Annotated in this window: 27 protein-coding genes and 1 pseudogene; 13 read left to right on the top strand and 15 right to left on the bottom strand. The window is 61.3% G+C overall.

The genetic code is table 11. From position 1 onward, the window contains the following. Positions 1-151 precede the first annotated feature (151 nt). From ACSU04_RS01765 to ACSU04_RS01755, 3 genes are all read left to right on the top strand, one after another. The gene (locus ACSU04_RS01765; RefSeq protein ID WP_439288234.1) at positions 152-739 is read left to right on the top strand and encodes a hypothetical protein; all 588 of its coding nucleotides are present in this window, start codon (positions 152-154) and stop codon (positions 737-739) included. 436 nt (positions 740-1,175) lie between these two features. Next, positions 1,176-1,832, top strand: a complete 657-nt coding sequence (locus ACSU04_RS01760; RefSeq protein WP_439289446.1) for a hypothetical protein — start codon at positions 1,176-1,178, stop codon at positions 1,830-1,832. A gap of 204 nt (positions 1,833-2,036) precedes the next feature. Beyond that, complete coding sequence (locus ACSU04_RS01755; protein WP_439288233.1) at positions 2,037-2,807, top strand: hypothetical protein; 771 nt, start codon at positions 2,037-2,039, stop codon at positions 2,805-2,807. A 64-nt stretch (positions 2,808-2,871) separates the two neighbouring features. On the opposite strand, the gene ACSU04_RS01750 is transcribed toward ACSU04_RS01755, so the two are convergent. Next, entirely contained in the window at positions 2,872-3,063 is a 192-nt protein-coding gene (locus tag ACSU04_RS01750) for a hypothetical protein (RefSeq protein WP_439288232.1), read from the bottom strand. A gap of 182 nt (positions 3,064-3,245) precedes the next feature. On the opposite strand from ACSU04_RS01750, the gene ACSU04_RS01745 reads away from it, so the two are divergent. The 3 genes from ACSU04_RS01745 (at position 3,246) to ACSU04_RS01735 (ending at position 5,418) form a co-directional block, all read left to right on the top strand. Beyond that, positions 3,246-3,800, top strand: a complete 555-nt coding sequence (locus ACSU04_RS01745) for a hypothetical protein (RefSeq protein ID WP_439288231.1) — start codon at positions 3,246-3,248, stop codon at positions 3,798-3,800. A 43-nt stretch (positions 3,801-3,843) separates the two neighbouring features. Then, positions 3,844-4,422 (top strand): recombinase family protein, encoded by a 579-nt coding sequence (locus ACSU04_RS01740; protein WP_439288230.1) that lies wholly within the window; start codon positions 3,844-3,846, stop codon positions 4,420-4,422. A gap of 84 nt (positions 4,423-4,506) precedes the next feature. After that, positions 4,507-5,418, top strand: coding sequence for a restriction endonuclease (locus ACSU04_RS01735; protein WP_439288229.1), 912 nt, complete (start codon positions 4,507-4,509; stop codon positions 5,416-5,418). A gap of 12 nt (positions 5,419-5,430) precedes the next feature. Here the strand turns inward: ACSU04_RS01735 and ACSU04_RS01730 are convergent, their stop codons facing one another. Next, on the bottom strand, positions 5,431-6,198 hold the full coding sequence (locus ACSU04_RS01730) for a metallophosphoesterase (RefSeq protein WP_439288228.1): 768 nt from the start codon (positions 6,196-6,198) through the stop codon (positions 5,431-5,433). Positions 6,199-6,361: 163 nt separating this feature from the next. Further along, the gene (locus ACSU04_RS01725; RefSeq protein ID WP_439288227.1) at positions 6,362-6,796 is read right to left on the bottom strand and encodes a hypothetical protein; all 435 of its coding nucleotides are present in this window, start codon (positions 6,794-6,796) and stop codon (positions 6,362-6,364) included. 444 nt (positions 6,797-7,240) lie between these two features. On the opposite strand from ACSU04_RS01725, the gene ACSU04_RS01720 reads away from it, so the two are divergent. Both ACSU04_RS01720 and ACSU04_RS01715 read left to right on the top strand, forming a co-directional pair. After that, the gene (locus ACSU04_RS01720) at positions 7,241-7,633 is read left to right on the top strand and encodes a hypothetical protein (protein WP_439288226.1); all 393 of its coding nucleotides are present in this window, start codon (positions 7,241-7,243) and stop codon (positions 7,631-7,633) included. 87 nt (positions 7,634-7,720) lie between these two features. After that, a complete protein-coding gene (locus tag ACSU04_RS01715; RefSeq protein WP_439288225.1) occupies positions 7,721-7,945 on the top strand; it encodes a hypothetical protein in 225 nt (74 codons plus the stop codon). A gap of 75 nt (positions 7,946-8,020) precedes the next feature. Here the strand turns inward: ACSU04_RS01715 and ACSU04_RS01710 are convergent, their stop codons facing one another. The 3 genes from ACSU04_RS01710 to ACSU04_RS01700 all read right to left on the bottom strand — a co-directional run bounded on the left by ACSU04_RS01710 (position 8,021) and on the right by ACSU04_RS01700 (position 9,596). Further along, on the bottom strand, positions 8,021-8,656 hold the full coding sequence (locus ACSU04_RS01710) for a hypothetical protein (RefSeq protein ID WP_439288224.1): 636 nt from the start codon (positions 8,654-8,656) through the stop codon (positions 8,021-8,023). 148 nt (positions 8,657-8,804) lie between these two features. After that, positions 8,805-9,386 (bottom strand): hypothetical protein, encoded by a 582-nt coding sequence (locus ACSU04_RS01705; protein WP_439288223.1) that lies wholly within the window; start codon positions 9,384-9,386, stop codon positions 8,805-8,807. An 18-nt stretch (positions 9,387-9,404) separates the two neighbouring features. After that, positions 9,405-9,596, bottom strand: coding sequence for a hypothetical protein (locus ACSU04_RS01700; RefSeq protein ID WP_439288222.1), 192 nt, complete (start codon positions 9,594-9,596; stop codon positions 9,405-9,407). Between the two features lie 64 nt (positions 9,597-9,660). Here ACSU04_RS01700 and ACSU04_RS01695 point away from each other — a divergent pair. The 3 genes and pseudogenes from ACSU04_RS01695 to ACSU04_RS01685 all read left to right on the top strand — a co-directional run. Next, a pseudogene (locus tag ACSU04_RS01695) lies at positions 9,661-10,995 on the top strand (zinc-ribbon domain-containing protein); the annotation flags it as partial. A 60-nt stretch (positions 10,996-11,055) separates the two neighbouring features. Beyond that, a complete protein-coding gene (locus tag ACSU04_RS01690; RefSeq protein WP_439289445.1) occupies positions 11,056-11,394 on the top strand; it encodes a DUF559 domain-containing protein in 339 nt (112 codons plus the stop codon). Further along, complete coding sequence (locus ACSU04_RS01685) at positions 11,394-12,212, top strand: restriction endonuclease (protein WP_439288221.1); 819 nt, start codon at positions 11,394-11,396, stop codon at positions 12,210-12,212. The genes ACSU04_RS01690 and ACSU04_RS01685 overlap by 1 nt, the downstream gene beginning before the upstream one ends. A gap of 16 nt (positions 12,213-12,228) precedes the next feature. Here ACSU04_RS01685 and ACSU04_RS01680 read toward each other — a convergent pair whose 3' ends face one another. The 6 genes from ACSU04_RS01680 to ACSU04_RS01655 all read right to left on the bottom strand — a co-directional run bounded on the left by ACSU04_RS01680 (position 12,229) and on the right by ACSU04_RS01655 (position 19,234). Then, the gene (locus tag ACSU04_RS01680) at positions 12,229-12,909 is read right to left on the bottom strand and encodes a hypothetical protein (protein ID WP_439288220.1); all 681 of its coding nucleotides are present in this window, start codon (positions 12,907-12,909) and stop codon (positions 12,229-12,231) included. Between the two features lie 33 nt (positions 12,910-12,942). Then, positions 12,943-13,677: a hypothetical protein gene (locus tag ACSU04_RS01675; protein WP_439288219.1), complete on the bottom strand. Its 735-nt coding sequence runs from the start codon at positions 13,675-13,677 to the stop codon at positions 12,943-12,945. 83 nt (positions 13,678-13,760) lie between these two features. Continuing rightward, positions 13,761-16,295 (bottom strand): DEAD/DEAH box helicase family protein, encoded by a 2,535-nt coding sequence (locus tag ACSU04_RS01670; protein ID WP_439288218.1) that lies wholly within the window; start codon positions 16,293-16,295, stop codon positions 13,761-13,763. Next, complete coding sequence (locus ACSU04_RS01665; protein WP_439288217.1) at positions 16,292-17,821, bottom strand: Eco57I restriction-modification methylase domain-containing protein; 1,530 nt, start codon at positions 17,819-17,821, stop codon at positions 16,292-16,294. The genes ACSU04_RS01670 and ACSU04_RS01665 overlap by 4 nt, the downstream gene beginning before the upstream one ends. Further along, positions 17,818-18,495 carry a hypothetical protein gene (locus ACSU04_RS01660; RefSeq protein ID WP_439288216.1) on the bottom strand — a complete coding sequence of 226 codons (678 nt, stop codon included), beginning with the start codon at positions 18,493-18,495 and terminating at the stop codon, positions 17,818-17,820. Before ACSU04_RS01660 ends, ACSU04_RS01665 begins: the two co-directional genes overlap by 4 nt. 322 nt (positions 18,496-18,817) lie before the next feature. Beyond that, entirely contained in the window at positions 18,818-19,234 is a 417-nt protein-coding gene (locus ACSU04_RS01655) for a hypothetical protein (RefSeq protein WP_439288215.1), read from the bottom strand. A 438-nt stretch (positions 19,235-19,672) separates the two neighbouring features. Between ACSU04_RS01655 and ACSU04_RS01650 the strand changes: the two genes are divergently transcribed. Beyond that, positions 19,673-20,827, top strand: coding sequence for a DUF1611 domain-containing protein (locus ACSU04_RS01650; protein WP_439288214.1), 1,155 nt, complete (start codon positions 19,673-19,675; stop codon positions 20,825-20,827). Positions 20,828-20,852: 25 nt separating this feature from the next. On the opposite strand, the gene ACSU04_RS01645 is transcribed toward ACSU04_RS01650, so the two are convergent. The 3 genes from ACSU04_RS01645 to zapE all read right to left on the bottom strand — a co-directional run bounded on the left by ACSU04_RS01645 (position 20,853) and on the right by zapE (position 23,893). After that, the gene (locus ACSU04_RS01645) at positions 20,853-21,419 is read right to left on the bottom strand and encodes a type II toxin-antitoxin system PemK/MazF family toxin (protein ID WP_439288213.1); all 567 of its coding nucleotides are present in this window, start codon (positions 21,417-21,419) and stop codon (positions 20,853-20,855) included. A 66-nt stretch (positions 21,420-21,485) separates the two neighbouring features. After that, entirely contained in the window at positions 21,486-22,724 is a 1,239-nt protein-coding gene (locus tag ACSU04_RS01640; RefSeq protein ID WP_439288212.1) for an ammonium transporter, read from the bottom strand. A 116-nt stretch (positions 22,725-22,840) separates the two neighbouring features. Then, positions 22,841-23,893 carry a cell division protein ZapE gene (zapE, locus tag ACSU04_RS01635; protein WP_439288211.1) on the bottom strand — a complete coding sequence of 351 codons (1,053 nt, stop codon included), beginning with the start codon at positions 23,891-23,893 and terminating at the stop codon, positions 22,841-22,843. Positions 23,894-24,023: 130 nt separating this feature from the next. Between zapE and ACSU04_RS01630 the strand changes: the two genes are divergently transcribed. Beyond that, the gene (locus ACSU04_RS01630; protein WP_439288210.1) at positions 24,024-24,917 is read left to right on the top strand and encodes a sulfurtransferase; all 894 of its coding nucleotides are present in this window, start codon (positions 24,024-24,026) and stop codon (positions 24,915-24,917) included. Positions 24,918-24,920: the final 3 nt, after the last annotated feature.

Genomic DNA, 24,920 nt, shown 5'->3' with positions numbered 1-24,920 from the left:
CGGCGCAAGCGCCGCCCACATGCACATCTCCAAACCCACGCGCATAGGGCATCTGAAAGCGGCAGCTCAGTCGCGCAGCACGGTAGTAGGAAGAAGCGGAAAATCCGCCATATACACCGAGCAACAACCCACCACCTAAGGAACTATCACCATGACTGGTATTGCTTCTCCTTCCATCGAAATCACCGTCCTCAAGACGGAGTACACCTCTATCGGCGCCGGCGACGCTCACTCTGAGTGGTGCCCCACCATCGAGCACAACATCGCCGCCGGTACCGTGCGCTTTATGCTGCAGCACACGTCGCAGTTGAGTTCTCATTGGCCGGGTATCGATGAGCTCGTCCCCCGCGGGGTAATGACGACAGCCCACGGCTGGAACAACTTGCTCGAGGACGTCGCCGAGCACCTCAGCGAAGGCGGCTCGCTGAGGGACTTCGTCCTCGTACCGGACGCTTACGAGGACGGTGACGCGCTTTCAGATGAGGCCGACGCCTACTGGGAGCGCGAGGGCGAGACGCTGGACAGCCTCATGGCAGGCCTCAAGCTTCCTGATGGCTGGACCTCTCATTGGAGTTACGCCCTGCTGAAGGTGACAGATGTCGGGGGAACTGAGCACCAGGAATGGTTCGAGGTCTCCGGGGATTGCGGCGCCGAGAGTGCTTTCGGGAGTGCAGAGATGTGGCTTGCCGAATGCATCGATGCCTTCGAGCTCGAGGCAGATGAGGCACTCATCGCCTGATATTGAGCCGCCTCGCTTACGGCGCACCCGAAAGCGGAGAATCCGCCTCACACGCACCAGGCAACAACCCACAACCAAATGAATCATCACCACTTCTTCGTTCAGCCGGGACGACAACGGGACATGGGAATATCCCGACATCTCGTTTAACCTCCACGACACAACATCGGGCGAACCGGGGGTCGCAGTCATCGACGTCACCGATGACTGTGCACCTTCGCACCAACTGATCGCGTTCTCCGTCGCCGACGACCACGGCCTGACCGGCTTCGGCCAGCAAATCGACTCCGACGAAACGATGAAGGAGTTCGGTCGGACGCTCTCCGAGGTGCCCGCTCCGGTCGCGCTATCCTTTTTTGATAGGAGCGTTGGGAATGCGCAAGAACATCAAAGTTGAGAGGGCAGCGCAATGCACATGGGTGTGAGGGTGGACCACATGTTGGTCGTTCAAGCCTTGGAAGGCATCCAGGCGATGGAGCCGTTCGAACCCTTCGTGCTCATCGGCGCCCGTGACGGCTCATTCATCGTGCTTGGGCCGCATCAGATCGCGGACTGGCTGGGAACCACCATTGCGGCCATCGGGCCTGTCCAGCGCCTCGACTGGGGTGTGAACGCCGCCCGGTCCTTCGTGCGCGACGGTGACATCGACGGATGGGCGCTGGCGTTCTTCCGCGAACCTAACCACTGGAAGGTGTACCGGGAGCCCGTCAAAACACCAACAGAACCCGCTCCGCCAGGCACGCTCAACTTGCTCCAGACCGACCTGCAGTGGAAGGGTCAACCGACTCGCCGTGCGCGGCTCGAGCGCTCGCTCGCCCAGCAACGTCTGGCAGCGCAAGCAAGTCCAGAGGAGCTGGACGAAGGGATCTCTTGGGAGAGGTCGCAAGCGCGCGATGAGCTCTACGACACCTTGAACGAGTGTGCAGAACTCTGCCTCCTGGAAGATCTGAACGACCTGGCTGCAGCCTACGAGCGGGAAGCCGCCGAGTTCGGTTTGAGCGGGCACAGAGTCAACCTCGAAGGCACCGTCCTTTCGTTGATCGATGAGAACGGCAACAAACACCCGGTGCCACCCGGATCCCCTTTCAGATGAAGCTAGAACATCAATACCCCCGTGGCGCCGTACACGGTAGACGTTGCCGGCGTATCGCATTCCAGGGTGGAGTTGGGTCTGAATCCTCCCAGCTCCGAGGCGACTCGGCGCGATGTAGCTAGTGACATTCCGGAAGCTGAGGGCTGTGCCGCGGAGATGTTCGAGGCAACCACTCACACACGCACAGCGCTACGCCTACACTGAATGTCATTCAGCCATCGGGCAAGACGAGACCTGGGCAACCTAGATCTCGCGGCGTTGATGAGGAAGACGGTCACTGTGGTCCGGACGAGCGTAGCCACCCGAATTTGGCTGGTCGCAATACTGCTGTCGTTGCTGATTCTGAGTAGCTGCAGCAGCAGCAGCATGGACTACGGGAGTGCAGCGAACTCGCAAGGTCCGACATGCGAGGATGTGCTCGCCTCAGTCGTGCAGCGAGAACGCACAGGCGATACAGCAGGTGTCATCAACGAGGAGCTTCAATGGCTCAGCGACCGCTGCTCCACGCAGTACAGCACCTTCACCGAGTACGCATCCGGAAAGAGCTCCATACGCACGGGTGGAGCTGCCGCATGTGCCGTGGTCATTGAGCACAGCGGCCCGGAGGCGATAGCGCTCCTGCAGGAAGACGGGGCATGCACCGGAGGCGATGCGGCTCCACCTTCAAATCAAGCACCCGCAGCGCCACAATGGCCCAATGGCGGGCTCTCCTGGGACAGCGCGTTGGAGTCAGTCGGGACAGACCAGCGCGTATGCGGCCCGCTCGCGAGTCTCCGCAACTCAGAGGGCGATGCGTTCCTGAATTTGGGGCATGATTACCCAAGCCAGGAACGCTTCACCGTGATCGTCTGGGGCATTACCGTCGAGGATGTTGCCGCCGGCACAACCATCTGTGCCACGGGGACAATCACTCAGTACGAGGAGCATGCACAGATCGAGCTGTACTCCGTAGATCCCATCGAAGTGTGGGAGTAGCGCTCTCGGCCATCGAGTCAGCGGTGCGCGTCAGCGTTTTTCAAGCTCAGCGGTTGGCGACGTCCTACGAGTTCGAGGAAGGCCGCGGTGCGTACTTCGCGTCGGGCTCTTCAAACGCAAGCTTGTAGGGGTCTTTACGGACAGAATCCGTCGCGCGGGCAAGCTGGTCAGGGTTCGGTGCGTGGACGCCAAGCTCCACCGATTTCTCAGATTCCACGAGGCGAGGTTCAATCTCGTCCTCCGAGAGTACTGTCATGCCATTTACATACGCGTGCCACAATCGATGGTTATGGCCCTTGAACAGGTCCACCTGATCGAGTCGATCCGGTTCGCGGAATCCTGCGGGTGGCGGTTGGTCAAATACGTACGTTCGGCCTCCCGCTGCGCGGGGTACCTTTTGGACCCGCCGCGCGGTCTCATTGTCGATAGGCTCGCGGCGTGACCACAGCACTCGACCCGACCACGCAAATTCTGCTGACCGTATTCGGTGCAGCGCTAGTCACTGCTTTGGCTGGGTTTGCGGGTGCCGCGGTACAGGCTCGGCGCGATCATCGTCGGTGGGTTCGCGAGCGCCGCTTCGACGCATATGTCGACTGGCTGAAATATGCGCACGAGATACGGGACGTCCTCGAGAATATTGAGCGACTCGGGAGCGAGAAGAACCAGTTGATGGTCGCTATCAAGACGGCTGTCGAGGCGCGGATCACCTCTGACGATGACTTAGAGAAGGCAAAGCGGACCGAAGAATTGACTGCACATCGCGCGAAGGCCGCCAGCGTGAGCGAGGAGCTTGTCGCGGTGAATGCCCGCCGAAAGTCGAACCTCGCTCAGCTCATTGAGCGAGGAACGGCGTTTTTCCTCCTTGGTCCGAAGCCCGTTGCAGAGGCGGCTTCCCACATCGCAGACGTTATGGGAACGGACTCCGTCACCGTCAGCAGGGCCGTTGAAGTAATGGAACGCGAGATGCGGCGCGCGCTGAAGATCACGCGCTAAGCCGGCGGCCGTCTCGTGGCCCTCTACCGCGCATGTAGACGTCATGACCACAACTTCTCGTTCCTACGGCCTCGCCCGCGTATCAACCGATAAGCAGGCCCTGGACCGGCAACTCGACGCATTACGCAGCGCCGGCGTCGAAGATCAGCACGTCATCATCGAGCACGGCGTGTCCGGTGATGCCGATAAGCGCGACGGCTTGGATGAACTGCTGCGGGTTGCTCGCAGCGGCGATACCGTCACCGTGGCTGAACTCTCACGCCTGGGACGAAGGACACGTCAGGTTCTGGAACTCGTCGAGACACTGAACGCCCACGGCGTCACGGTTCGCTGCCTTGAACCGAGCCTTAGATTCGACGGCTCGCCAATATCGCAGCTGTTGCTTTCACTCTTGGCGGCGGTGGGACAGATGGAATTGCAGACCATCCGCATTCGCACGAAGGAGGGCCTCGCCGCCGCACGCCAGCGCGGCCGGGTAGGCGGGCGGCCCGCGTCGCTCACCGATATTCAGCGACGCGAAGTCCTTCGCATGCACGCCGAGGGCCGATCCGCAGCCGATCTCTCAGAGGTCTTCGGTTGCAGCGCACGCACCGTTCGCCGCACAGTGAGTGGGACGCGATGAGTCGCCGACAGCAACGACTGATTGAAGCGCCGATCCAGCATCGGGCAAGATGGGTTAGTCCATCGCTTTGAATAGAGAGCACACATGCCCGAGTCATCTGCAGTTGCACCGGCCGAGCCCAAATACACCTACGCCGGAACGCGTGAATATGCTGCCGGCGAATTGATAGAGGGCAAGCGTAAAAGCGTGAGTCCGGATTCGGACGCGGTGATGGATCATGCACGCGCGTCTGGGCGGTTTGCTGCCCGCAGCGGCCTTGTGCGAGAAGAAGCGGCAGCGGTTCTGCCGGGCTCTTTCTATCAGTGGACGAAGGATGGTGTGACCGCACCGGGTTTCGCAGGATGCCTGCCGGTGTTGATGATCGTCGCCGGAATCATCTGGCTATTGACGCTGTACATCGCCAATCCAAAGAGCATTGGCGGTGACGAATATGGTGTGCCCGTTCTGCTCGTCGTAATCGGGTTCGTTGGCGTGGGCATCGCAATGAAAGTGGAGAGCAAACGCTTCGAGCCACAGCGCAAGGAACTGGTCGCGAGGATGGTCGAAGCCGCGCTGCAAACCTTCGACACAGAGGCTACGGCCCGCGGGCCTCGACCCACTCCGCAGTCCTATGGTGTCGGCCACGAGGGCGCCGAGCGCCTGGCCGCCGAATGGATGCGCCATCTGGGCGTTCTCGACGCCAAGGTGACTCGACAGTCAGGTGATGGTGGGATCGACGTCACAAGTACTCACTATCTGGCCCAGGTGAAAAATTACGCGGGCAACGTCGCCATCGAATCGGTGCGTGCGCTACACGGAGTGGCAACGGCAGAGCGCAAGCGGTCGCTTTTCTTCACCAGCGGGCGGATGTCAGTGGAGTCAGTCGCATTCGCAGACCGCGCCGGCATGGCTCTTATCCATTACGACGCCGTCGCGGGCTCGATTTCGGGCCTCAACGATCTAGGACGGGCCGTCTGTGACTCACGGTCGATTCCCGACGTAATGCCGGTGCTGTGAAGAAAAGATCGGTCAGATCTCCACGCGCGTGAGCCGCAGTGCGTCCACGTCTAAGAGCATCACGGAATACGGCTGTCCGTCGGATGCGACGCTGACAACGAAGCGCTTGTCTTCGAGCACGAGCGTGTCGTAGGTATGAAAATGTCCGTGCAGCGCCAGGCGTGGCCGCACGACATCTCTCACTAGATCCACCTGCCGGCGTGACGCAGCACTTTCGGCACGCGCACTCGCCGGGAATCCGCCCGGGTTCATACGCAGAATCTGCCGCACGGCCGGCACTACATCCGTATAAGCGCTCTCGTGCGTCAGCAAGATATCGGCCGGCCCGCCCGCAAGAGCTTCGGCAACCTGCTCATCGGTAATCAGCTCATCAGGCCACCATTCGATCCCGGGCGTGCGCCAACCTTTATCAGGCGATGAAGCACCGCCAACGCTCAGGACCGAGCGGCCTGCGATGGTGAAGCGAAACGGCCGCGGCAGGATCGTGATGTGCGGGCCGAATGAGATCGGCTTGCCGGGTACGCGACTCATCAGGACATCCAGACCGCCGTAGGGTTCGTGGTTCCCGAGGGTCACAAGAATCTTGATTGATGTCCCGGCACACGCGTCATCGGCCGCATCGATGATGTCTCGACCAACCCAGAAATCGCCGAGCTGCAGGATCGTGGTCACGCTGGGATCAGCCTTCCGGATCGCCCAGATCGCCTTACGCAGGAAGATCGGTGAGCCGTGCACGTCGCCAAGGATGCCGACGGTCGTATCGGGAAGATCAAGTGTCATACCTTCTATATGCGCAGTGTGACCCAGGATCGTGACCACGGATCGCCGAGTGCGTGACGAACAGTGCTCGCGCTCACACTCACAGCGCCTCATGCCGCCACAGCACGAAAGAACGCGTGCCCGTTCTTTCGAGGCGGGCACGCGTTCACAAAATGGTTGAGCTCTAGGCAATGTCCCTGAGGCTCTTGAGTGATGCAACCAGGTTGATTCGCTGCTCACGGTGCGCGGTGTCTTTCGCACCGGCCAGGAAAATCTCAACCGCGTGGGACGGCTCTGCGAGAGGGATATGAATGTACTTCGGCGTTTCGGCTTCTTCTTCATCATCACTTTCTGTAGCGACGTCCGGGAGCGTAGCGACCCAGGAGTGCAGGAACGCTTGGAACTTTGGCTGCGTGCGGGCTTCGTCTCGCGCCCGCAGTTCGTCGATGACGACCGCATCTTGTTGTGTGCGTGCGCCGCGGGCAAGCGCCCAGAGCGCGTAGTCGGAGAGGGATTGTTGTTGAGCGACCCGCAGACGTACGCCTGTGGCCGGGTACGTCGAGTCGATGTCGAGTTCGTCAGGGTTTGCGCCGCGTTGTGCGACTGTCTGGTTGTTCATATTTACTCCATGCGCGGTGCCGTTTCGGTTCGTGTATGCACGAGGCGTGATGCGACCGCGTTGAGCCGTGCTCGCAAGCTCACACGGGAACGAATGAGTGTGCGGGTTGTGGCGTTCCAGCGCGGGTGTCTGTCTCACGCGTGGTGACGTCCAAGGCGCCCGCTTCGCGGGCCACGGCCGCCAGGCCGCAAAGAACCCAGGCATCTACAGACCGACGCGCGCACGATCACTGACCCGGCTCCCGCCTATTCGTTCCCACGAGGCGCAGCCTCGCGCGCGCAGCGCTGCACAACAAGTTCATAAGGAAGCGCAGCGACCCCGCGCAGCGGGCGTGAAGCGGGCGTAACGAACGGCACAACGCCTTCATGCCGCTACGGCACGAGTGAGCGTGTGACGAAGTCGCGGGCGACCCAGGAGCGAAGTGACACCGCGCATATAGAAGGCATGCGAGGAACAGCCGGCCGCAACAGCGCCGCGGAACACCAGGCCGTGATGCTTTGGAATGAAGAGCACGGCCGCCACAGTCACGCGTTTCAGGGCATATTTCTAATGGACCATGAGCTGACATCTGCCGATGCGGTGATGCGAATGCTTTTGACAATGGACGTGCCGCCGCCGAGCGAGTCGCGGATCGCTCACATGGTTGCGGGTGTTGTTGAGTGGAGGCTCACTGACGTTCGCGCTCTCATCCCGGCATGGGTTCTGAGGGTTGTCGGACAGCCGGCCGACCCGTGGAGCCCGGGTGGTGTGCCTGGTTGGGAGTACCCGCCGGGAACGGATATCCCGGGCCCGTTACTCAGGCGCGGAATCGTCCTCGCGCGCTCGGAGTTCGATTGACAGGGAGCGAAGCGACACCGCGCATAGAAGACGTATGCCCACACGCACCGCCGCTCACCTGTCGCAGTTCTCGTCGCTCTTGAGTACATGGGATGGGACAGCATCGCGTTGAGCGAGTACGAACTCTTCGCAGCCGATCTCGCCGTGGCTGACGCGGCCACGTGCGTTGCGCTCTGCATCGATGAGCCGGTGCGTACGGACAGTCGTTGGGGCGTGGTTGTCACGGGTCTGGTGCGGCAGCGGCTGACAGAGCTTGGTGTGGACTTGCCGGCCTGGGTCGTTGAAACCACCGCCGAGCCGAGCAACACGTGACAGCCGTAGAGTGTCAAGACGGGACCAGCGGCGTGCTCATCGAGGCCGGTGAGCTCGAGAGCGTTTAGCGACAGATCATTCTGCCCGCTCGCGGATCATCGCTCGGATGTTTTCTAGCGCGGCGCGCATCTTCGGAACCTGCTCAGTAAAGCTAGTCCGTTCGAACGCTTCGACTGTCCTCGCCCATGCCTTCTCAGCATCCTGCAGCGTCCACGATGACTCGGTCTCATCAAGCGCGAGGCGCCTGATGTGGGCGGCGCGGCGTGCGTGCAAGAGCGCGGCCATCCGCACCTGGCTGAGCCGTTCAAGATCCTTAATGAGAACGTCGTAGCCGCGAGGGTTACTCGGTGGGTCGCTGATCATCACACGTCCGCGTTCCACCAGGACCTTTGCTTCCGCCTGGTCATTTCCTGCGGCCCACAGGTACCAGCTGAGCTGACCCAGCGCCTTTCCGCGGCCGACATAGTCGACGTCTGCCAAGCTGTCGACCTTCGACCGGAAGTGGGCGATGAGTGCATCCCACACCTGCGATCCTGGTGCAGATTCTGGTGCAAGCGGTGTCGTCCCGTTGAGGACGAATTCGTCCGGGAGCCATGTCCCTTTCGTGTCCTCCAGTACGAACCATCCGCTCTCGACAGAGACCATCCAGTCCGCCACCTGTGCAGTTCCGAAGGCGAGATGCGGGATCGGTTTGATATCGACCCGGGTCATCGTTCCCGGGAACCGGAGCAGCTGAGCCCATTCGCTTTGTAAGCGGAACACATTCAGCCCAGCGCGCTTGTTAGCTATGTATCCCATCGGCTCTCCAATCGGTGCAGTACCCGCCAGACTACAAGCGTCAGCGCTACCTCGGCCATGCCTAACCGAGCTCTGCTTCGCCCGCCCGCTCAATCGCGGCGCCAAGCTCATCGAAACCCACGTCGCCGCCAGACTCGACGATAGCCCGCGCCCACACCATCGACTTCTGACCAGTCGCCACGATCCGGCTTCTCGGGATGACAGCGAAGCGCCACAGCCCAACGTCCAACTGGTCATACGCAGCGTGGGACTCAGCCAGATTCGCTGCGAAGACGTAGACCTGGGCGTTGTAGGTTTCCTCGTCAGCGTACGTTTTTGTGATGGGATCGAAAAGCTTTGATCGAAAGCCACTGAACGTCAGATCGGAAGGCCTGCGTTGTGCCCAGCGCTGCACGAAAGCACTGGACTTGACCTCGACCCGGATGCCCTTCCAGAGGACGTCGAACGCATCCCACTCGATCCGGAGCGGCTTCTCGATACCTAGGGCACGCCAGACAAGGTATTCCGCGAACCAACCGCGAGTGTTATTCGTCTGAACATCGGGAAGGGCGAATCGCCAGAAATCGGAGACGGTGCCCTCTAGTCCGACAAAGGGTTCCTCGCCGTGCAGCGGATTTATCGGCGGCGGTTCGATCATGGTCATGGCGTGAGCGTAGCGGCCTCAGAGGTTGTCGAGTAAGTCTCCGCCGTCGGTCGGGATATCGTCGCCCTCGAGATGCGATGCGTACAGGCAACCAACCTGATCGCAGCCCAGATAGGCAGCGCCCGTTTCGAGAGTGAATACTGAGAGCATCGCGCCGCACCGCGGGCACGCCCATACGTGATCCGGGTCATCGAACTGCTCGGTGTCCATCACGTCACAGTAGCGACCGCGCCGCGCCGGTTCTAGAGTCACACCCTTCTGGCACGATTGGTCCATGGTCGATATTGCACAGTCGTGCTCGGTGGAGAGCTGCGTCAACCGTGCGGCTTTCCGGACGCGCACCAAACCGGCGTACTGCGATAGCCACGTCACCGAGATCCTCAAAGCCGGTGGGCTCGAACCACTCGAGCCATTCAAGAGCGTCAAGGAGCATCGGCTCTGCCGCTGCCTAGACTGCCACGTCGAGGCGCACTATCGCTTCGAGTACGTGCTCGACCAGAGCGCCCAGGGTGTGAAGACCTGCCGTGCGTGCTTCTGGCGACGCTGGGCAAAGGACGCGAGAGACGCGCTCGGCTCGTATGCCAATCTGTCACCTGTCACAGAAGCCGCCGCTCGGGCAGCGGCTGAGCGAGGCGGCCTCGACTACCTGCAGCCACTCACAGCTCCATCGCTTTCGGGCGACCCGCATCTGACACGCTGCCAGTCCTGTGGTCGAATCGAAGCGACACGTCTGGCTGACATGGGTTGGCCGTGTCCTTGCCTGAAGAGTCCGTCGAGGGCGAGCGTGCCGAAGGCCCACCGCGTCCTGTTCAAGGACTCTGACAGCGCAGCATTGGCGTGGTGGCACCCGGGTAATAGCGAGAGCCTGTGGGAGACGGTCACACCAGCCGCGCGGAAGGTCGCCCGGTGGAGATGCCCAGAAGGGCACGATTTCGAAGCGCCCATTTTTAGGATGACGGACCGACCGACGTGTCCCGAGTGCGAGAGGCTCCGGCGCTTCTTTGACGATCTGAAATGGCTACAGCTTTCCGCGTACTCCATCGCTGAATTGCCAGAGCTTCTCGCATCGTGGGCTGATGAACGTGATCCAGGGACCGTATCGGCCGCGGAAGCGCGCGAGCTGTATCGCTGGCAGTGCCCGCAGGGTCATTATCCGCGACTCGGCATTCGACGGTGGATGGAGGCCGGATGCCCTTCCTGCCGTGGACTCGAAACACGTGCGGCCGAGGCTGACACCGTTCGGCTCGCACCTGAGTTGGTGTCCCAGTGGCACCCGACGAAGAACACCGTGAAGCTTGAGGGCCTGTCGGATGGATCTTCACGATCTGTCTGGTGGCGGGATCCTGTCTGCGGTCACGAATGGGAGGCCTCGCCGGGTGACCGTGAGTACGAGCCGCGCTGGCGATGTCCTGAGTGCCGCACTCGTCGCGATTCGTTGGCGTGGTGGTACCCGGAACTCGCTGCAGAGTGGGCGCCTGAGAACGCGCTCAGCGCCTGGCACATTCGGCCAACCGGCAAGATGTCTTTCGTTCCTACATGGATCTGCCGTACCGATGCGTCTCACCGCTGGGAGGCGCCAACCACGTCACGAGTGAACGGTGCAGATTGCCCTGAGTGCAAGATCAGCGGTAAGAGCAAGGTGGAGCTCGCATACATGGAGGCCGCGAGGGTGCGATTCGAAACCGTCGCATCCGGGCGGACTCTTCGGAGCGACGCATTCCGCCGCCGCCTCACGTGGACGGCAGATATTCTCATCGAAGCGAGTGACGCGGTAGCCACCGTCGTCGAGTACGACGGTTCGTACTGGCATGCTGACAAAGTTGAGCTAGATACTGACAAATCACGCGATCTTCTCGCCGCCGGATATCGGGTCATTCGCCTACGCGAGTATCCGCTGCCACCGCTGGAGATCGAGGATCCCGGCTACACGGAGATAGTCGTCTATGCCTCAGCGCCACAGGCCGAGCCGGTTATGGAACGAATCTCCGCCTGGCTAAGGAGAGTGTGATGACACCTGCTCAGAAGACCGCTCTTGACGCGTTGGCTGAACGTGCGGCGGCGGAGTGGTTGCGCCACAGCGTCGGCTGGGTGCCTGTCGAAGTCAACGAACTCATCGCCGCTGGGTTGCGGGAAATCGACCTGCAGGGCAGCGACGCATCGGCCATTCATGCACAGGTCCGTGAAGCGGCACGGGCACGGCGGAATGCTGACCGGGACGCACGGAGCCTGAGAAATAGCGACGAAATCACGCAGGCCCGAATCCGCGCGCAGCGGCGCTTCGAAGTGGAATCCGATCAACGGCGTGAGCAGGAAGAATCGGCGACGCAGGAGCGTCTGCAGATGCTTCGAGAACGCAGGCGCGCGGAGCTCGAGAAGCAGGAACAGGAAGAACAGGCGCTGCTGCTGAGTCGCCCGGCACCGGCGCCCGATCCGCAGCCGTTCGGTGTGTCTCACGAGGGTGCAGAGCACCTCGTCGCGGCATGGATGCGGCACCTAGACGTTCTCGATGCGATGGTGACACAGTTCTCAGGCGATGGTGGGATCGATGTGGAATCCGCGGAGTTCATCGTCCAGGTCAAGAACTACATCGGTTCAGTCCCGGTTGGTGAGGTGCGCTCCATATTCGGCGTCGCCGCGGCCGAGGAGAAGCATTGCCTGTTATTCACGAGCGGCACGATCACCAGCGAAGGCCTGATCTTCGCCGACCGTGTTGGGATGGCACTCGTTCGTTACGATGCGGTGGCAGGCACCTTGGCCGGCATCAACGAGCTCGGTGCGCGGGCTGTGGCGACGAGCGTTCCTGAGGCCTTTGGCCTGCCAGGGTAGGGCGTCGTGCAGTACGTCACTCCGCGAAAAGGTAGAGCCAGAATTTGCGGACTGGTTCAACCACACGGGACCGAATGCTCTCCCGTAACTTGAGCATTGACTTGTTGTACGCCTTACGCACAACGCCTGTCGGCACTTTAGCGTCCGATTTGTATGCATCTTCACGTCTGTAATGAGCGTCGACCTTACGCTCAATCTTCCGGAGCCTGCGAGCGATTCGGCGCGCGTGCCGCGGAACACGTTCACCACGTAGCCAAGCAGCGGCCGTCTCGAAGGCCCACCACGAGATCTCCCTATAGTCATCGCGTTCTGTCTGGCCGAGGCCTACTTCCAGGTGGTGGCTTGTCGGGATCAATCTGATCCCGTCGATGAACGAAAGTATGACTGTGCGATGTTTTCCACGCCCGGCAAGTCGGGCCGCGAGTGATGGAAGTTCGGGAGAGACGAGATCCCACTGGGTCGCGTGGGCTTCGTACCAACTGCTGTCGGCGCTTTTCTTAGCAGCCTGGTTCCTAGTTGCAAACTCCGAGAACTTGTAGAACTCCATCATCAGCTTTGTGCCATCGTCGCGGACGAGTTTCGTGAGCTCATCGCGTCGGCGTCGGCTCTCGTTGAAGAGCGTGATTGTCTGCGCGGCGAGCACACCCAGCAACGCGATAACGGCAACGGCAAGCGCGACCCAGGCAGCAGTGTCCACGGGACGAGCGTAGCGGGATTCAGAAGTGTGCGATCACGATGACGACGCAGATGCGTCGTCATCGTTCTTGACCTCACGGAAGACCCGGACAATCTCGGCCGAGTCGTCCTTGCTCAACAGATCGGGTCGGGCTTTGCGGATCTGCTTCATACGTTCTGAGAACTGTCGAGGCGAAAGCTCGTTCATCGTGGTCTGAGCCTCGATGGCGGGTCCAGCACCCTCGATATCTGCGTGCAGCAGAAGACGGAGCTGCTCTTCGTGAAACGCCTTCGCCGCGAGCATGGCGAGGTACCGCTGCTCCCACTCGGCGCTGTTCATCCGGATCTTCGGTACCGGCACTGCAAGGTCCGTTCCAGGGCGGTCTTCAACGATCCGGGTCGCGGTGAGCATGACGGGTTCGGCCTCCGCGGCTGGATCCACAACCTTCGTTGAGCTCTTCGTGATGCGCTGCCAGCCCGCTTGCACGGCTGGCACGACGGACTCGCGCATCCACCTCCGCACGTGCGGCACGGCTACTGCGACACCCTGGGCAATAAGCGCGGCAAGTGCGAGCGCGGCCTGAATGTCTTCTTGCGTTATCTGACGCGGCGGCTCGGCCCTGTAGTAAACGGGTTGGTAGTCGTCGTCGGGCTCATCTACCCACTTCCACGCCGCGTGGCCGACAAGATTGTTCGTGTCGTCGTCGAAAAGGTGGCCGACCTTGGCATCATCGACATCTCGGGAGTTTCCGAGGTGCTGTCCCTCCGGGACAATGGGTTCGTACGGCATGCTCTGAGGATACTGGGCATTAGCGCAATCGAGATGGCAGTCCACGTCAACAAAGTGGACCGTCGGAAATCAGCTCGATATAGTCACTTCATGAGTTCTGACTCGTCCACGGCGCTGTCCCAGAGCCCGACCTTGCGGTCGTCCACGCTCAACTCACCATCGTTCGCGTAGCGAAGACTCGCGGACTCGAACTGGCGGAACTGGAAGATCGCATAGTCCATGTGCTGCGCGTTGAAGACACCGATGGATGCGAGCATCTCGAAGTCCGCGACCGTGAGTCCGGTTACTCGTTCGAACAGGTCTGGGTCGAGCGACCGGATGACGTGTACGAGCGCTTCTTCCCGGAAGTCCGTCAGGTACATGAACACCGGCACCTTGGCGACGAACTTCTGCAGCTTCTCGCGGATCTGCTTTCGGAGCGATGCGGTCTCTGACTGTTCCTTCTTCTCCGGCGGGTCGAGCTTCCCGCCCTTCTCACGCTTGACCGCTTTGAGCTTCTTCGTCGACGTAATGACCTTCTGAGCGTCACTTGACAAGTTGCGGAAATCCTCGATCTGCTCCAACGAAGCGAGCAGTTCCGGACTGTCCAGCAGCTTCCCGAGAGTCGCTTCATTGACGTCAACCAGCAGCGGCGAATTCCAACGCTGTGCGAGCGCGGTCGCACCGATACCGATGGATGCCCAGTTCAATACGTCTGTCGCGTCAAGCTGGTCCATTCGTGCGCCGTCAAAAGCAAAGATCGGCAGGTAGTTGATGAGCTCACCCAGAACCTCGGCGCCGGTGTCGTCGGTGTTCGTTGCCAGCCGCGTGCCGTATTCAGCAAGCAGCGTGAGAGCGCGGTTCGGGTCGAACTCAAACACATAGCAAGTGTCCTTGATGACCTGCCGTGGCTCGCCCGGTGCTTTAGTCGACCACGGCGACTGCACGCGGAACGCAGCCTGGAAGTACGACTCCGGCGACTTGAGTGAGCGCAACATGAAGATCGCAGACCACTGCTTGATCGTGACACCGGTCATCAGCTTCCCGCATGACAGGGTGATGGAGCCTGACCTACCTTCGCTATCCGCGCTGTGGATGAGCTCGTCAACGGGCTTCTTTGCCGCTGCACCCTGCCCGGCCTTGCCGCCGGCGGAAACGTGGACGTCGAAACTCGAGAAGTACGGATGCGCGTCGAGCATCGCTTTCATTGCGTGACATGAAGCGACGTCGTTCATATACCAGACGGAGTGCCGCACTCCCTCGGAGAACTGGACGTCTTCGTACGGGAACGGCGGTTTCTTGCCGGTCTCGAGTGCGGCCTTCATCTGGTCGCTGAGTTTTCCTCGAAGCATCTCCAGAAACTCACGGACCTGCGTTGGTTCTGCGAACTCATAGCGACCGTCGTCGAGCTTCTTTGCGCGGAAGTACTCGTTCAACGAGAATCCGTTGAACTCGCCCTCGTCGGCCTCCGCCTCGGCGTCAACTGACATCTTGTAGGTGTACATCTCCATCCGCGGGAGATCGATGTACGGGTTCTCGCCACTAGATGCTGGCCATGCTGCCTTCTCGCGCTGTTCGTCGATATAGGTCCAGTTATAGATTGCGTCCTCGTTAAACTCACCGTTGGTGATTGCGCGGAACGGTGTGCCCGACAGCAGCAGATAGTTCTGAGTCTGCATGCCGAGACTTTCGGCGGTGACGTCTTCGTCCGGCTCTTCAGCGGCCGCAAGCTTGCTGTCAGCAGGGTCGTACATTTCGCGGGCAGAGTCCCGCCACGCACCGAAATGGTATTCGTCGATGACGATTGCATCCCAGTCGAGCAGGTAGATGGGCTCGTTACGTTCCTTGACGGCTCCGCCGGTCTTGCCGTTCAGGTCCTGGAATGACGCAAACCACACGAATGGTGCATCACCGTCGGCGATCTGAACCGCCTCAGTAATCGGCGTCTTCGCATCGATGAACCGCCACCCTTCGAAGTCCACGTGGCTGTTGAGATCTTCCTCCCATGCCGTTTGCACGGCGGGCTTGTAGGTGAGTACCAGTACCTTCGACCACTCCATCTCACGGGCGAGCTGGTAGCTCGTGAACGTCTTGCCGAAACGCATCTTCGCATTCCAAAGGAACCGTGCGGGCTTCGAATCGTTCGCGTGCTCGCGGAAGTACGCAGCCGTCTCAGCGACAGCTTCTTCCTGCTCGGGCCGCATGCCGAAATCGGCAGTTCGCGTCGAATCGAAGCGCCGCCCTGCGCGGACAACGCTGATGGCTGCCTTCACCTCGTCAAGGGTGGCTTCGAACCATTCACCATTAGGACGGCGGATGCCCGCTGCGACGAGAGCGCGGTGCACATCATGATCGCGGAAGAATGTTCCGTCTGTGCGCTGGGCGTTCTCGTCGAGCAGTATGTCCACGCCGACCAAGTCGGGATACGCGGTCCCGAGCTGTTGATGAATGCGTTCGCGTGCCGTTGCGCGAGTCGTTTCACCGACCTTTATGAGGCCCGTACCGCTAACTACGGTGCCGGCTTGGTCCCGGGTCCAGGCGACATCGTTGCGGCCGGGAGCCGTGTACGCGTAGACGCGACGGGCAACTGGCGCGGATCCGACTGTCTCTTCGACGTCGTCAGAGGTCAGGATCGTCATCCTTCTACCTCGATAAGAGCTTCTGGCATCTCGCGAACCTGCGACTCGATGAATGCGATCTCGTCGTCGGTGAGACCGTAGCGCTCGTAGAGCTTCTTGTCAGTCCACTCGCGGTCGAGAGGAACCTCCGGAATGAACGAATAGACGCCCTTCGCCGCGTCCTGCGTGGACTTGCGCAGCGACACCAAGAATCGGGCGAAGCGCGTGCGCAGGTAGGCCGCGTACCACTGAGCATCGATGCTGTTGCTGAACCGTCCGGTGACAAGGTATGTCTCGGTGCAAGCGGTGCCGGGTCCTGCGACGATGGGCTTGCCCAGGAACTGTGTCTCGATGGCCGAGCTCGTTCCTTGGACGCGTGTGACCAGTACCTTCCAATCATCCACCCAAGCGCCGTTCTGCGGGATGGTCTCGCGGGACACCCACGAGATGCGTTGCGATCCGAATAGCTTGACTGGTTTCTCCAAGCCGTCGCCGGCCTTTGCGCCGTGGAAGTTTGTCGGATAGCCGAAAGGCTTACGGCTTGACACCCGCTTATCGAGAGTCGCTTCGTCTTTGGCGCGCACCTTCTCGAGGATGGAGACCGCTTCGTTGCGGCGCACGAGCACGTCGTAGGCGTTCAGTTCACGTTCCACGGGTTCTCCGATGGGCTTGCCGTCCCACATCGTCTGAATCGTGCAAGGTCCGGAGTATTCGCGATCCCAGAGAAAGTACGAGACACCGCCGCGGATCTTCACACCCGGAAACCCGTCATAGAGCTTTGGATAGTCCACCAGTTTCTTCATCCGGCGGTCATTGAGCATGCGGTCACGATAGGTGTCCAGCCCTTTGCCGCCAGCGAACCATCGGCTCGGTGTAATCATCAGGACGTAGCGCGGATCCATCTCGATGGCCGCTTCAACGAACCGGTGATAGATGGGACTAGCGCTGGCGCCGTTGCCACCGTCGTCCATCTGGAATGGCGGATTTGACACGATTACGTCGAATTTCATGTCCTGCAGCTCCTTGGGAGGGAACGCGTCGTGAATAAACGCGTAGGCGTGGGATTCGCGGGTATCGCCGCGGTCAATGGTGTCGGCCGCGCCACAGACGCTGCACCGACCCTTCTTGAAGGTGTGCGCTGCGGGAACGAGTGGAAGGTTGCCGGCTTCCGTGCCGAACTGCAGTACAGAGTGCTCGCTAGATGCGTCACGCGAGTAGTAAAGACTGCGGCGTCCGATGAGCGCGGTCATCTCCGTAATCGGGAGTCCAAACAACATGTTCTCGAAGATGTGCCGCCGGCGCTTAGTAAAATCGGGTTCCCAGTTCGCCAGGCCGTCAAGCAACCGGCGGGCAACCTCTCGGAGCAGGACGCCCGACTTCACACCCGGGTCAAGCCAACGCAATGCCGGGTCGCTCCATACTTCGGCAGGGAGCAGATCGAGCATCGCGCGCGCAAGTTTTGGCGGCGTGGGAACTTCGTCATTAGATAGCTGCGCCAGGCAGTCCAGGATGTCCGGGACATGGCGGCGCTTGCGAGTGATCGTCATTTCACAGCTCCGGCGGTCGTCGGTTCAGGCATCGAACTGAGTGTCGTGTAATGCACTGGTGTTTCGTCCCGCCTGGTCTCAAACATCGAGAACAGGCCCATCGTTTCTGCTTCTGCCTGCATCGGAGACCACTCGCGAATGAAGGTACTGCCGCGGCTCGGATGGTAATCCACGAAGGTAATGGAGTCCACGTCGGCCAAGGAATCAGCGTGAAGGATGTTGGTGTTCAGAATGGCGTCAACCGCGGCAACGAATCCTTCGGTTGCTGGCTTCGTGTTGAGCTCCATGTCGATGTGCGATGCGACGAGCGAACGCAGTCGATCCCTCGACTCTTCGACATTCTCATCGTTGATGTCGATGGCGTAGATGCTCGCAAGAGCGCGCAGGGTTCGGTGCTCAAACGTCGCGCCGGTGCCGTAGGCGGCGGTCGTCACGAACTCTAGCTTGCGCGTCAGAATCTCCTCGAGAAAGTTGCCGCTGCCGCACGCTGGTTCAAGAAACTTCTTGTCGATGTCACCCGGCCGCTCCGCGTTCGGAAACATGTCAGGCACCAGATTGAGCATCGCGTCGACTTCGCGCTTGTGCGTGTAAACCTCGGCGAGGTCACGCACCCGCTCACGCGATTTGATCTGCCCGCGGTGAGAGGACTCGTCACGAGAAATCGGTGTGGCCATTGCTCCTGCTTCATACAAGTTTCGACGTCGGCGTGCTCGTGTCGCCGACGAGTCAGTGGTAGCGATTCCACCGGCTCAAGCCCAGCGTATCGACAGTCACCTACGCTGGGCTCATGACAGGCGCAATGATGTGTCCGAACGGCTGCGGACCCTTGGAGCTGTACATCATCGAGGCTGGCCCGTATGTAGGCTGTCCGAGTTGTCTCTACGCATCACATCTGCACGCGGACGATGAACTGCCGCCGCGAATCGAGCCGCACATCGGTCCAGGCGAGACGGTCTGAGTCGCGCGTCCAGCAGGACATCTCCGTGAACGCCGCCATCACCAGTGCTCCGGGTACGTCTGCTGAAGCTTTCGATCCCGCTTGCGCGCGTCGTGCACGCGGATTAACCAGCGGCGTGCGGTCCAGTCGTCAGCGTCACATACCGCGACGGTGAACGCGATGTGCGGGAATCGTTCGCGCAGTGGCGTCACGTCAAGCATCGAATCGTGAATGATAATGAATTCCCGAACCCGCACAGTTGCTCGTTCCAGGGCACTCTCTGCGAGATCGATGAGATCGAGCGGTGTCATCGTCATATCCGTTTCGCCGTCCCGGCGGAAGGCCGTGAATACGTCCGCCGACAACGCCGCCGGCAGGTACTTCTGGATCTGAATGGAATCGAGAAGCGGATGAAGATGCACGGGTGGTGTGACGAAGACAATGGCTGGCTTGTCGTAGGTGGTGGGCTCGCTCATAGGTCACCCATGCGCAGTGCGCTTCGGACCGCTAACCTGTCGACCATGCAAAGCGCTCTCCACGTGGCCACATTTTGGCCACATCTTCATTTCAAACCAGTGATGCTGAGAGATGCTGAGAGAGCCGAAAACCGCGAGAACACGCACATTTCCACACCATCACTGGGCGCTGTTTTTCCTTCACACGGAAGAGGTCATCGGTTCGAGTCCGGTATCGCCCACCACAAAGGAAATCTCAGATCGTCTGAGATGATCATCCGCTCCCCGCCGCAGCGCTTCAGAGAAGATCTTCCGGGCTGACCTGCAGATTTGACTGCTACGGTGAGCAAAGTCGGCATATTGTCGACATCAGGGAAGACTTCTTGTCGACCAACGGGCCGCATCTGCCATTTCGTTCTCCGTCGCCTCCTCTGTCTGATCTGAGGAGACTTGATTTCTGTGTACCCGTATACCCATTTCGCTGACACGAGTTCAGACGATAAGCCGGGCTCGATCCCGGTACTCCCGGCCGGCTCATCCGCGATCGTGTACTGCGAAGGCCAGTTCGGCGAGCAGGACGGCAAGACGGCGAACGGCCTCGTCCGCCACTCCGAGAAGTACGACATTCTCAGCGTGCTCGACAGCCGCCATGCCGGGGCAGACGCAGGCACATTCCTCGATGACATTGCGAACGGCATCCCGATCCTCGCGAGCCTGCCTGAAGCCATCGCGCACGCGGGCCATGTTCCGGACTACCTCATCTGCGGCGTCGCGCCAGCGGACGGCCTCCTCTCCCCCGCACAACGCGTCGTGCTGCTGGATGGCATCGCCCGCGGCATGCACATCATCAACGGCCTCCACGAGTTCCTCAACGACGACGTGGAGTTCGTCGCGGCCGCACTCGTTGCGGGCGTCACCATCACCGACGTGCGCCGCCCGCGGGATAAGAAGGATCTGCACCTGTTCTCTGGGCGCATCTTCGACGTCACCTGCCCGAGGATCGCTGTCCTCGGCACCGACGGTGCCATCGGCAAGCGCACGACCGCGACGCTCCTCGTTCAGGCGCTCCAGGACCACGGCATCCGCGCGGTGATGGTCGGCACCGGACAGACCACGATCATCCAGGGCGGTCGCTACGGCGTCGCACTCGACGCCCTTGTCCCGCAGTTTTGCTCGGGCGAAGTCGAGCATCAGGTCGTCCGCGCCTTCGAAGGCGAAGATCCCGACATCATCATCGTGGAGGGCCAGGGCGCACTCAGCCACCCCGCCTATCTGACCTCAGCGCACATTCTGCGCGGCAGCCGCCCTGCGGGTGTGATTGTTCAGCATGCGCCGGGCAGGCGCGTGCTCGGAGATTTCCCGATGATGCCCATGCCCGACGTCGCCAGTGAGATCGCCCTCATCGAAGCGTTCGCTGACACCAGGGTGATCGGTGTGACCGTCAACCACGAGCACCTCACCGACGCCCAGGTCTCGGCGGCGATCGATGAGATCGAACTGGACCACGGAGTTCCCGCCACCGATCCACTGACCCGCCCACTGAGCAGACTCGTCGATATGGTGCTGCAGGCATTCCCTGAGCTGGAGAAGGCACTACCCGCCCAGCGTGTGTGAGACACGCCAGGCGCGTGAGGCCTGTTTAGCTGTTCCTGGCCCAGCCGTAACGCGTCGTCAGCGCTTTCGATACCCTGTCGTACCGTCCACGGTCGAGAACAGCAGCTTCACGCCGCATCCCATCCTCGTGCACGCTGTACAACTGCTCTATGTCCACCCAGGACTCACGGCCCTGCGCGTCCCATTCCCCGCTGCCGATCGACAGGTAGTCACGGTCGCGGTCGTGTGTCTTACTGGTCATCCGCACCGCGTACACGCGTGACGACGACTCCCGTCCGATCACGAGCACCGGGCGATCCTTGCCACGCCCATCGTTCTCCTCGTAGGGCACCCAGGTCCAGATCACCTCTCCGGCATCCGGTGCGCCGTCCTTCTTCGGCGCGTAGCGGACAACAAGCCCCGGGATGCGATCAGGGTCCACACTCACCGTCTCACTCCCCTGCTGACGCCCCAGATCCGAGCCGGTTGAAGAATCAGAGGACGACGCGCCAGATCGCCTCGGCTCCTGCTTGGCAGGCCGAGACGATCTGGGCAGAAGGGCTTTGAGGACGAGCTCGACAAGCTGGCCGAGGATGCTCTGGGAAGAACTCACCCCGTCACCTTATCGAGACAGCGGCACGCTACCGAGACAGTGGCACCCTTTCGAGACAGGATGCGCTCACGCGTCGACGAGCGCGTAACCTTCCTCGCCGTGCACGACCGAGTCGACACCGGCGATCTCGTCTTCGTTCGTGATGCGGAAGCCGATCGTCTTCTGGATCACCGTTCCGATGATGAAGGCGATGACGAAGGAGTAGATCAGCACGCCGAGTGCGGCAATCACCTGGACGGCAAGCTGACTTGCGTTGCCGCCGACGAACAGACCGGTCTCCGTGGCGAAGAAGCCCAGGTAGATCGTGCCGAGCAGGCCACCGACGAGGTGAATGCCGACGACATCAAGCGAGTCGTCGAAGCCGAGGCGGAACTTGAGCTCGACGGCCAGCGCGCAGGCGATACCGGCGAGAGCGCCGAGCAGGAGCGACCACCCAGGCGTGAGGTTTGCGCACGCGGGGGTGATGGCGACAAGACCGGCGACAGCACCGGAAGCAGCGCCGACCGAGGTGGCCTTGCCGTCTTTGATCCGCTCAACGAGAATCCAACCGAGAATCGCGGCCGCCGTCGCACCGAGTGTGTTCAGACCGATGAGGCCGACACCGCCCATGTCCTCCGACAACCATTCGGCACCGGCGTTGAAGCCGAACCATCCGAACCACAGGATCGCCGCACCAATGAGCGTCAGCGGCACGTTGTGGGGCTTCAGGATGCCCTTCTGGAAGCCGATCCGCTTGCCCAGCACGAGTGCCAGCGCCAGCGCTGCTGCGCCGGCGTTGATGTGCACCGCGGTACCACCGGCGTAGTCAATGACGGAAATGCCGCTGTCGGCGCCGAAGAGCGTGGTGCCGAGTTCCATGATCCAGCCACCGCCCCAGACCCACGCCGCGATCGGGAAGTAGCCGACGGTGGCGAATACACCGGCGAAGATCAACCAACTGCCGAACTTCGCGCGATCTGCGATTGCACCGGAGATCAGGGCGATGGTGATGATCGCGAAAGTGGCGCCGTATGCGACACCAAGCAGCGCGACGTTCGACCCCTCACCTGATGCGAGCGAGCTCAGACCGAAGTCCGCAAAGGGATTGCCGGCGAACTGACCGGGGCCGTCGACAGCGCTCATGGAGAAACCAAAAAGAATCCACAGCACCGCGACCAGGCCGATGGAGCCGAAGCTCATCATCATCATGCTGACGACGCTCTTCGCCTTGACGAGCCCGCCGTAGAAGAACGCCACACCAGGCGTCATCAGCAGAACCAGCGCCGTGGCGGTAATACCCCACGAAATGTTGCCGGGAGCATCCATAGGAAAACCTCACATCCGAAGTAATTGAGAACTTCAGTGTGGCGATGCTCGATTTCCGGGATGCGCGTCGCGTGTTTCCCCGTTGTTACACGCTGGTCCGGCGTGTAACCATCGCGTTACGCGTTGCTCGGCGCTGTCGCAGAGTGTGTCAGCGCGTTCAGGCGAGAGAGCGCACGGAGGTACTTCTTGCGGTAGCCACCGCCGAGCATCTCTTCGGAAAAGACCTGGTCCAAAGCGCCGCCGGTCGCGATGATCGGGAGCTGGGCGTCATAGACCCGGTCGACGAACGCCACGAATCGCAGCGCCTCGGACTGATCAGTCAGCACGCGCACGTCACGAAGTCCGACCAGCGTCAGGTCATCGATCAACCGGATGTACCGCGAAGGGTGCACCTTGGCGAGGTGACGGATGACATCATCGAACAGGTCATCGGATGCTGTGCCCACTGCCGCGGCAGACGCGATGCGCTCGTGGTACTCGGCATCCTCGAAGATGACCGCCTGGCCGTCCAGTGCACGCTGGCGGAAGTCGACACCGTCGATGCGGATCGTCTCGAAGCTGTCCGACATCGCATGGATCTCTCGCAGGAAGTCCTGTGCAGCGAAACGTCCCTCACCGAGTGCGTTTGGCGGGGTGTTTGATGTCGCGGCCAGCCGCGTGCCGGTCGGAACCAACTCAGCCAGCAACCGGGTCATGACCATGGTGTCGCCTGGGTCATCCAACTCGAACTCATCGATGCAGATGAGATCAGCTCCACGCAGGAGGTCGACGGTGTTCTTGTATCCGAGTGCCCCGACCAGCGCGGTGTACTCGATGAACGAACCGAAGTACTTCCGACGCGCGGGCATCGCGTGGTAAATCGATGCGAGGAGATGGGTCTTGCCCACGCCGAATCCGCCATCGAGGTAGACGCCGGGCTTCAGCGCCGGCTCTTTCTTGGCACGGCCGAAGAATCCGCTTCGTTTGGCCGGAGCACCTCGCCCGGCGAACCGCTCCAAAAGGCCCTTGGCATCCGCCTGCGACGGGTACGCATCATCCGACCGGTAGCTCTCAAACGTCGCGGAGTCGAACTGCGGCGGAGGCACCATGCTCGCGAGCATCTCGGCGCCGGTGACCACTGGCTGTCGGTCAGTGAGGTGCACGGCGTTCGGGCTGAGGATGTCGGGCATACGTTTCCTGTGTCGAAGTCTTACAGAACGGGTCCGGAGCAGACCAAACCGCTCTATCGTCGAAGGGACGGCTCAACACTACGCCGTCGCAGCCAGAGCCTTCGCTCGCTTACCCATCGAGGAGCGCCACGTGTCCATCGAGTTCGATTCTTCTTCTGCAAAGTTCGCCGAGTATTCCGAGCCTGGCCGGCTCGTCACCACCGAATGGCTGGCGGATCATCTCGGTGACCCAGGGCTCGTCGTCGTCGAGTCCGATGAAGACGTGCTGCTGTATGAAACCGGGCACATTCCTGGCGCGGTCAAGGTCGACTGGCACACCGAGTTGAACGACCCGGTCGTTCGCGACTACGTCGATGGTGAAGGTTTTGCAAAGCTGCTCAGCCGCAAGGGCATCTCCCGCGATGACACCGTCGTCATCTACGGCGACAAGAACAACTGGTGGGCCGCCTACGCCCTCTGGGTGTTCTCCCTATTCGGCCACGAAGACGTGCGCCTCCTCGATGGTGGCCGCGACCGCTGGATCACCGAGGGCCGCGACACCACGACCGCAGCAACGACGCGTGCCGCGACCGAGTACCCGGTCATCGAGCGCGACGACTCGCTCCTGCGTGCGTACAAGGACGACGTGCTCGCCCACTTGGGCAACCCGCTGATCGACGTCCGCTCCCCCGAGGAATACAACGGTGATCGCACCACTGCTCCCGCATATCCTGAGGAGGGCTCACTGCGCGCCGGCCACATTCCCACGGCGCAAAGCGTGCCGTGGGGCAAGGCTGTCGCAGAAGACGGCGGTTTCCGGCCGCGCGCTGAGTTGGATGCCATCTACCGTGACGGCGCCGGGCTGCGCGACGGCGATGATGTCGTCGCCTATTGCCGCATCGGTGAGCGCTCCAGCCACACCTGGTTCGTGCTGAAGCATCTGCTGGGCTTCGAGAAAGTACGCAACTACGACGGCTCCTGGACCGAATGGGGCAGCGCCGTCCGTGTGCCGATCGTCACCGGGTCTGAGCCCGGCACGCTCTGAGCG

The sequence above is a fragment of the Microbacterium sp. A84 genome (assembly GCF_051842815.1).
Taxonomy (GTDB): Bacteria; Actinomycetota; Actinomycetes; order Actinomycetales; family Microbacteriaceae; genus Microbacterium.
This window is presented reverse-complemented; position numbering and strand designations above follow the sequence as displayed.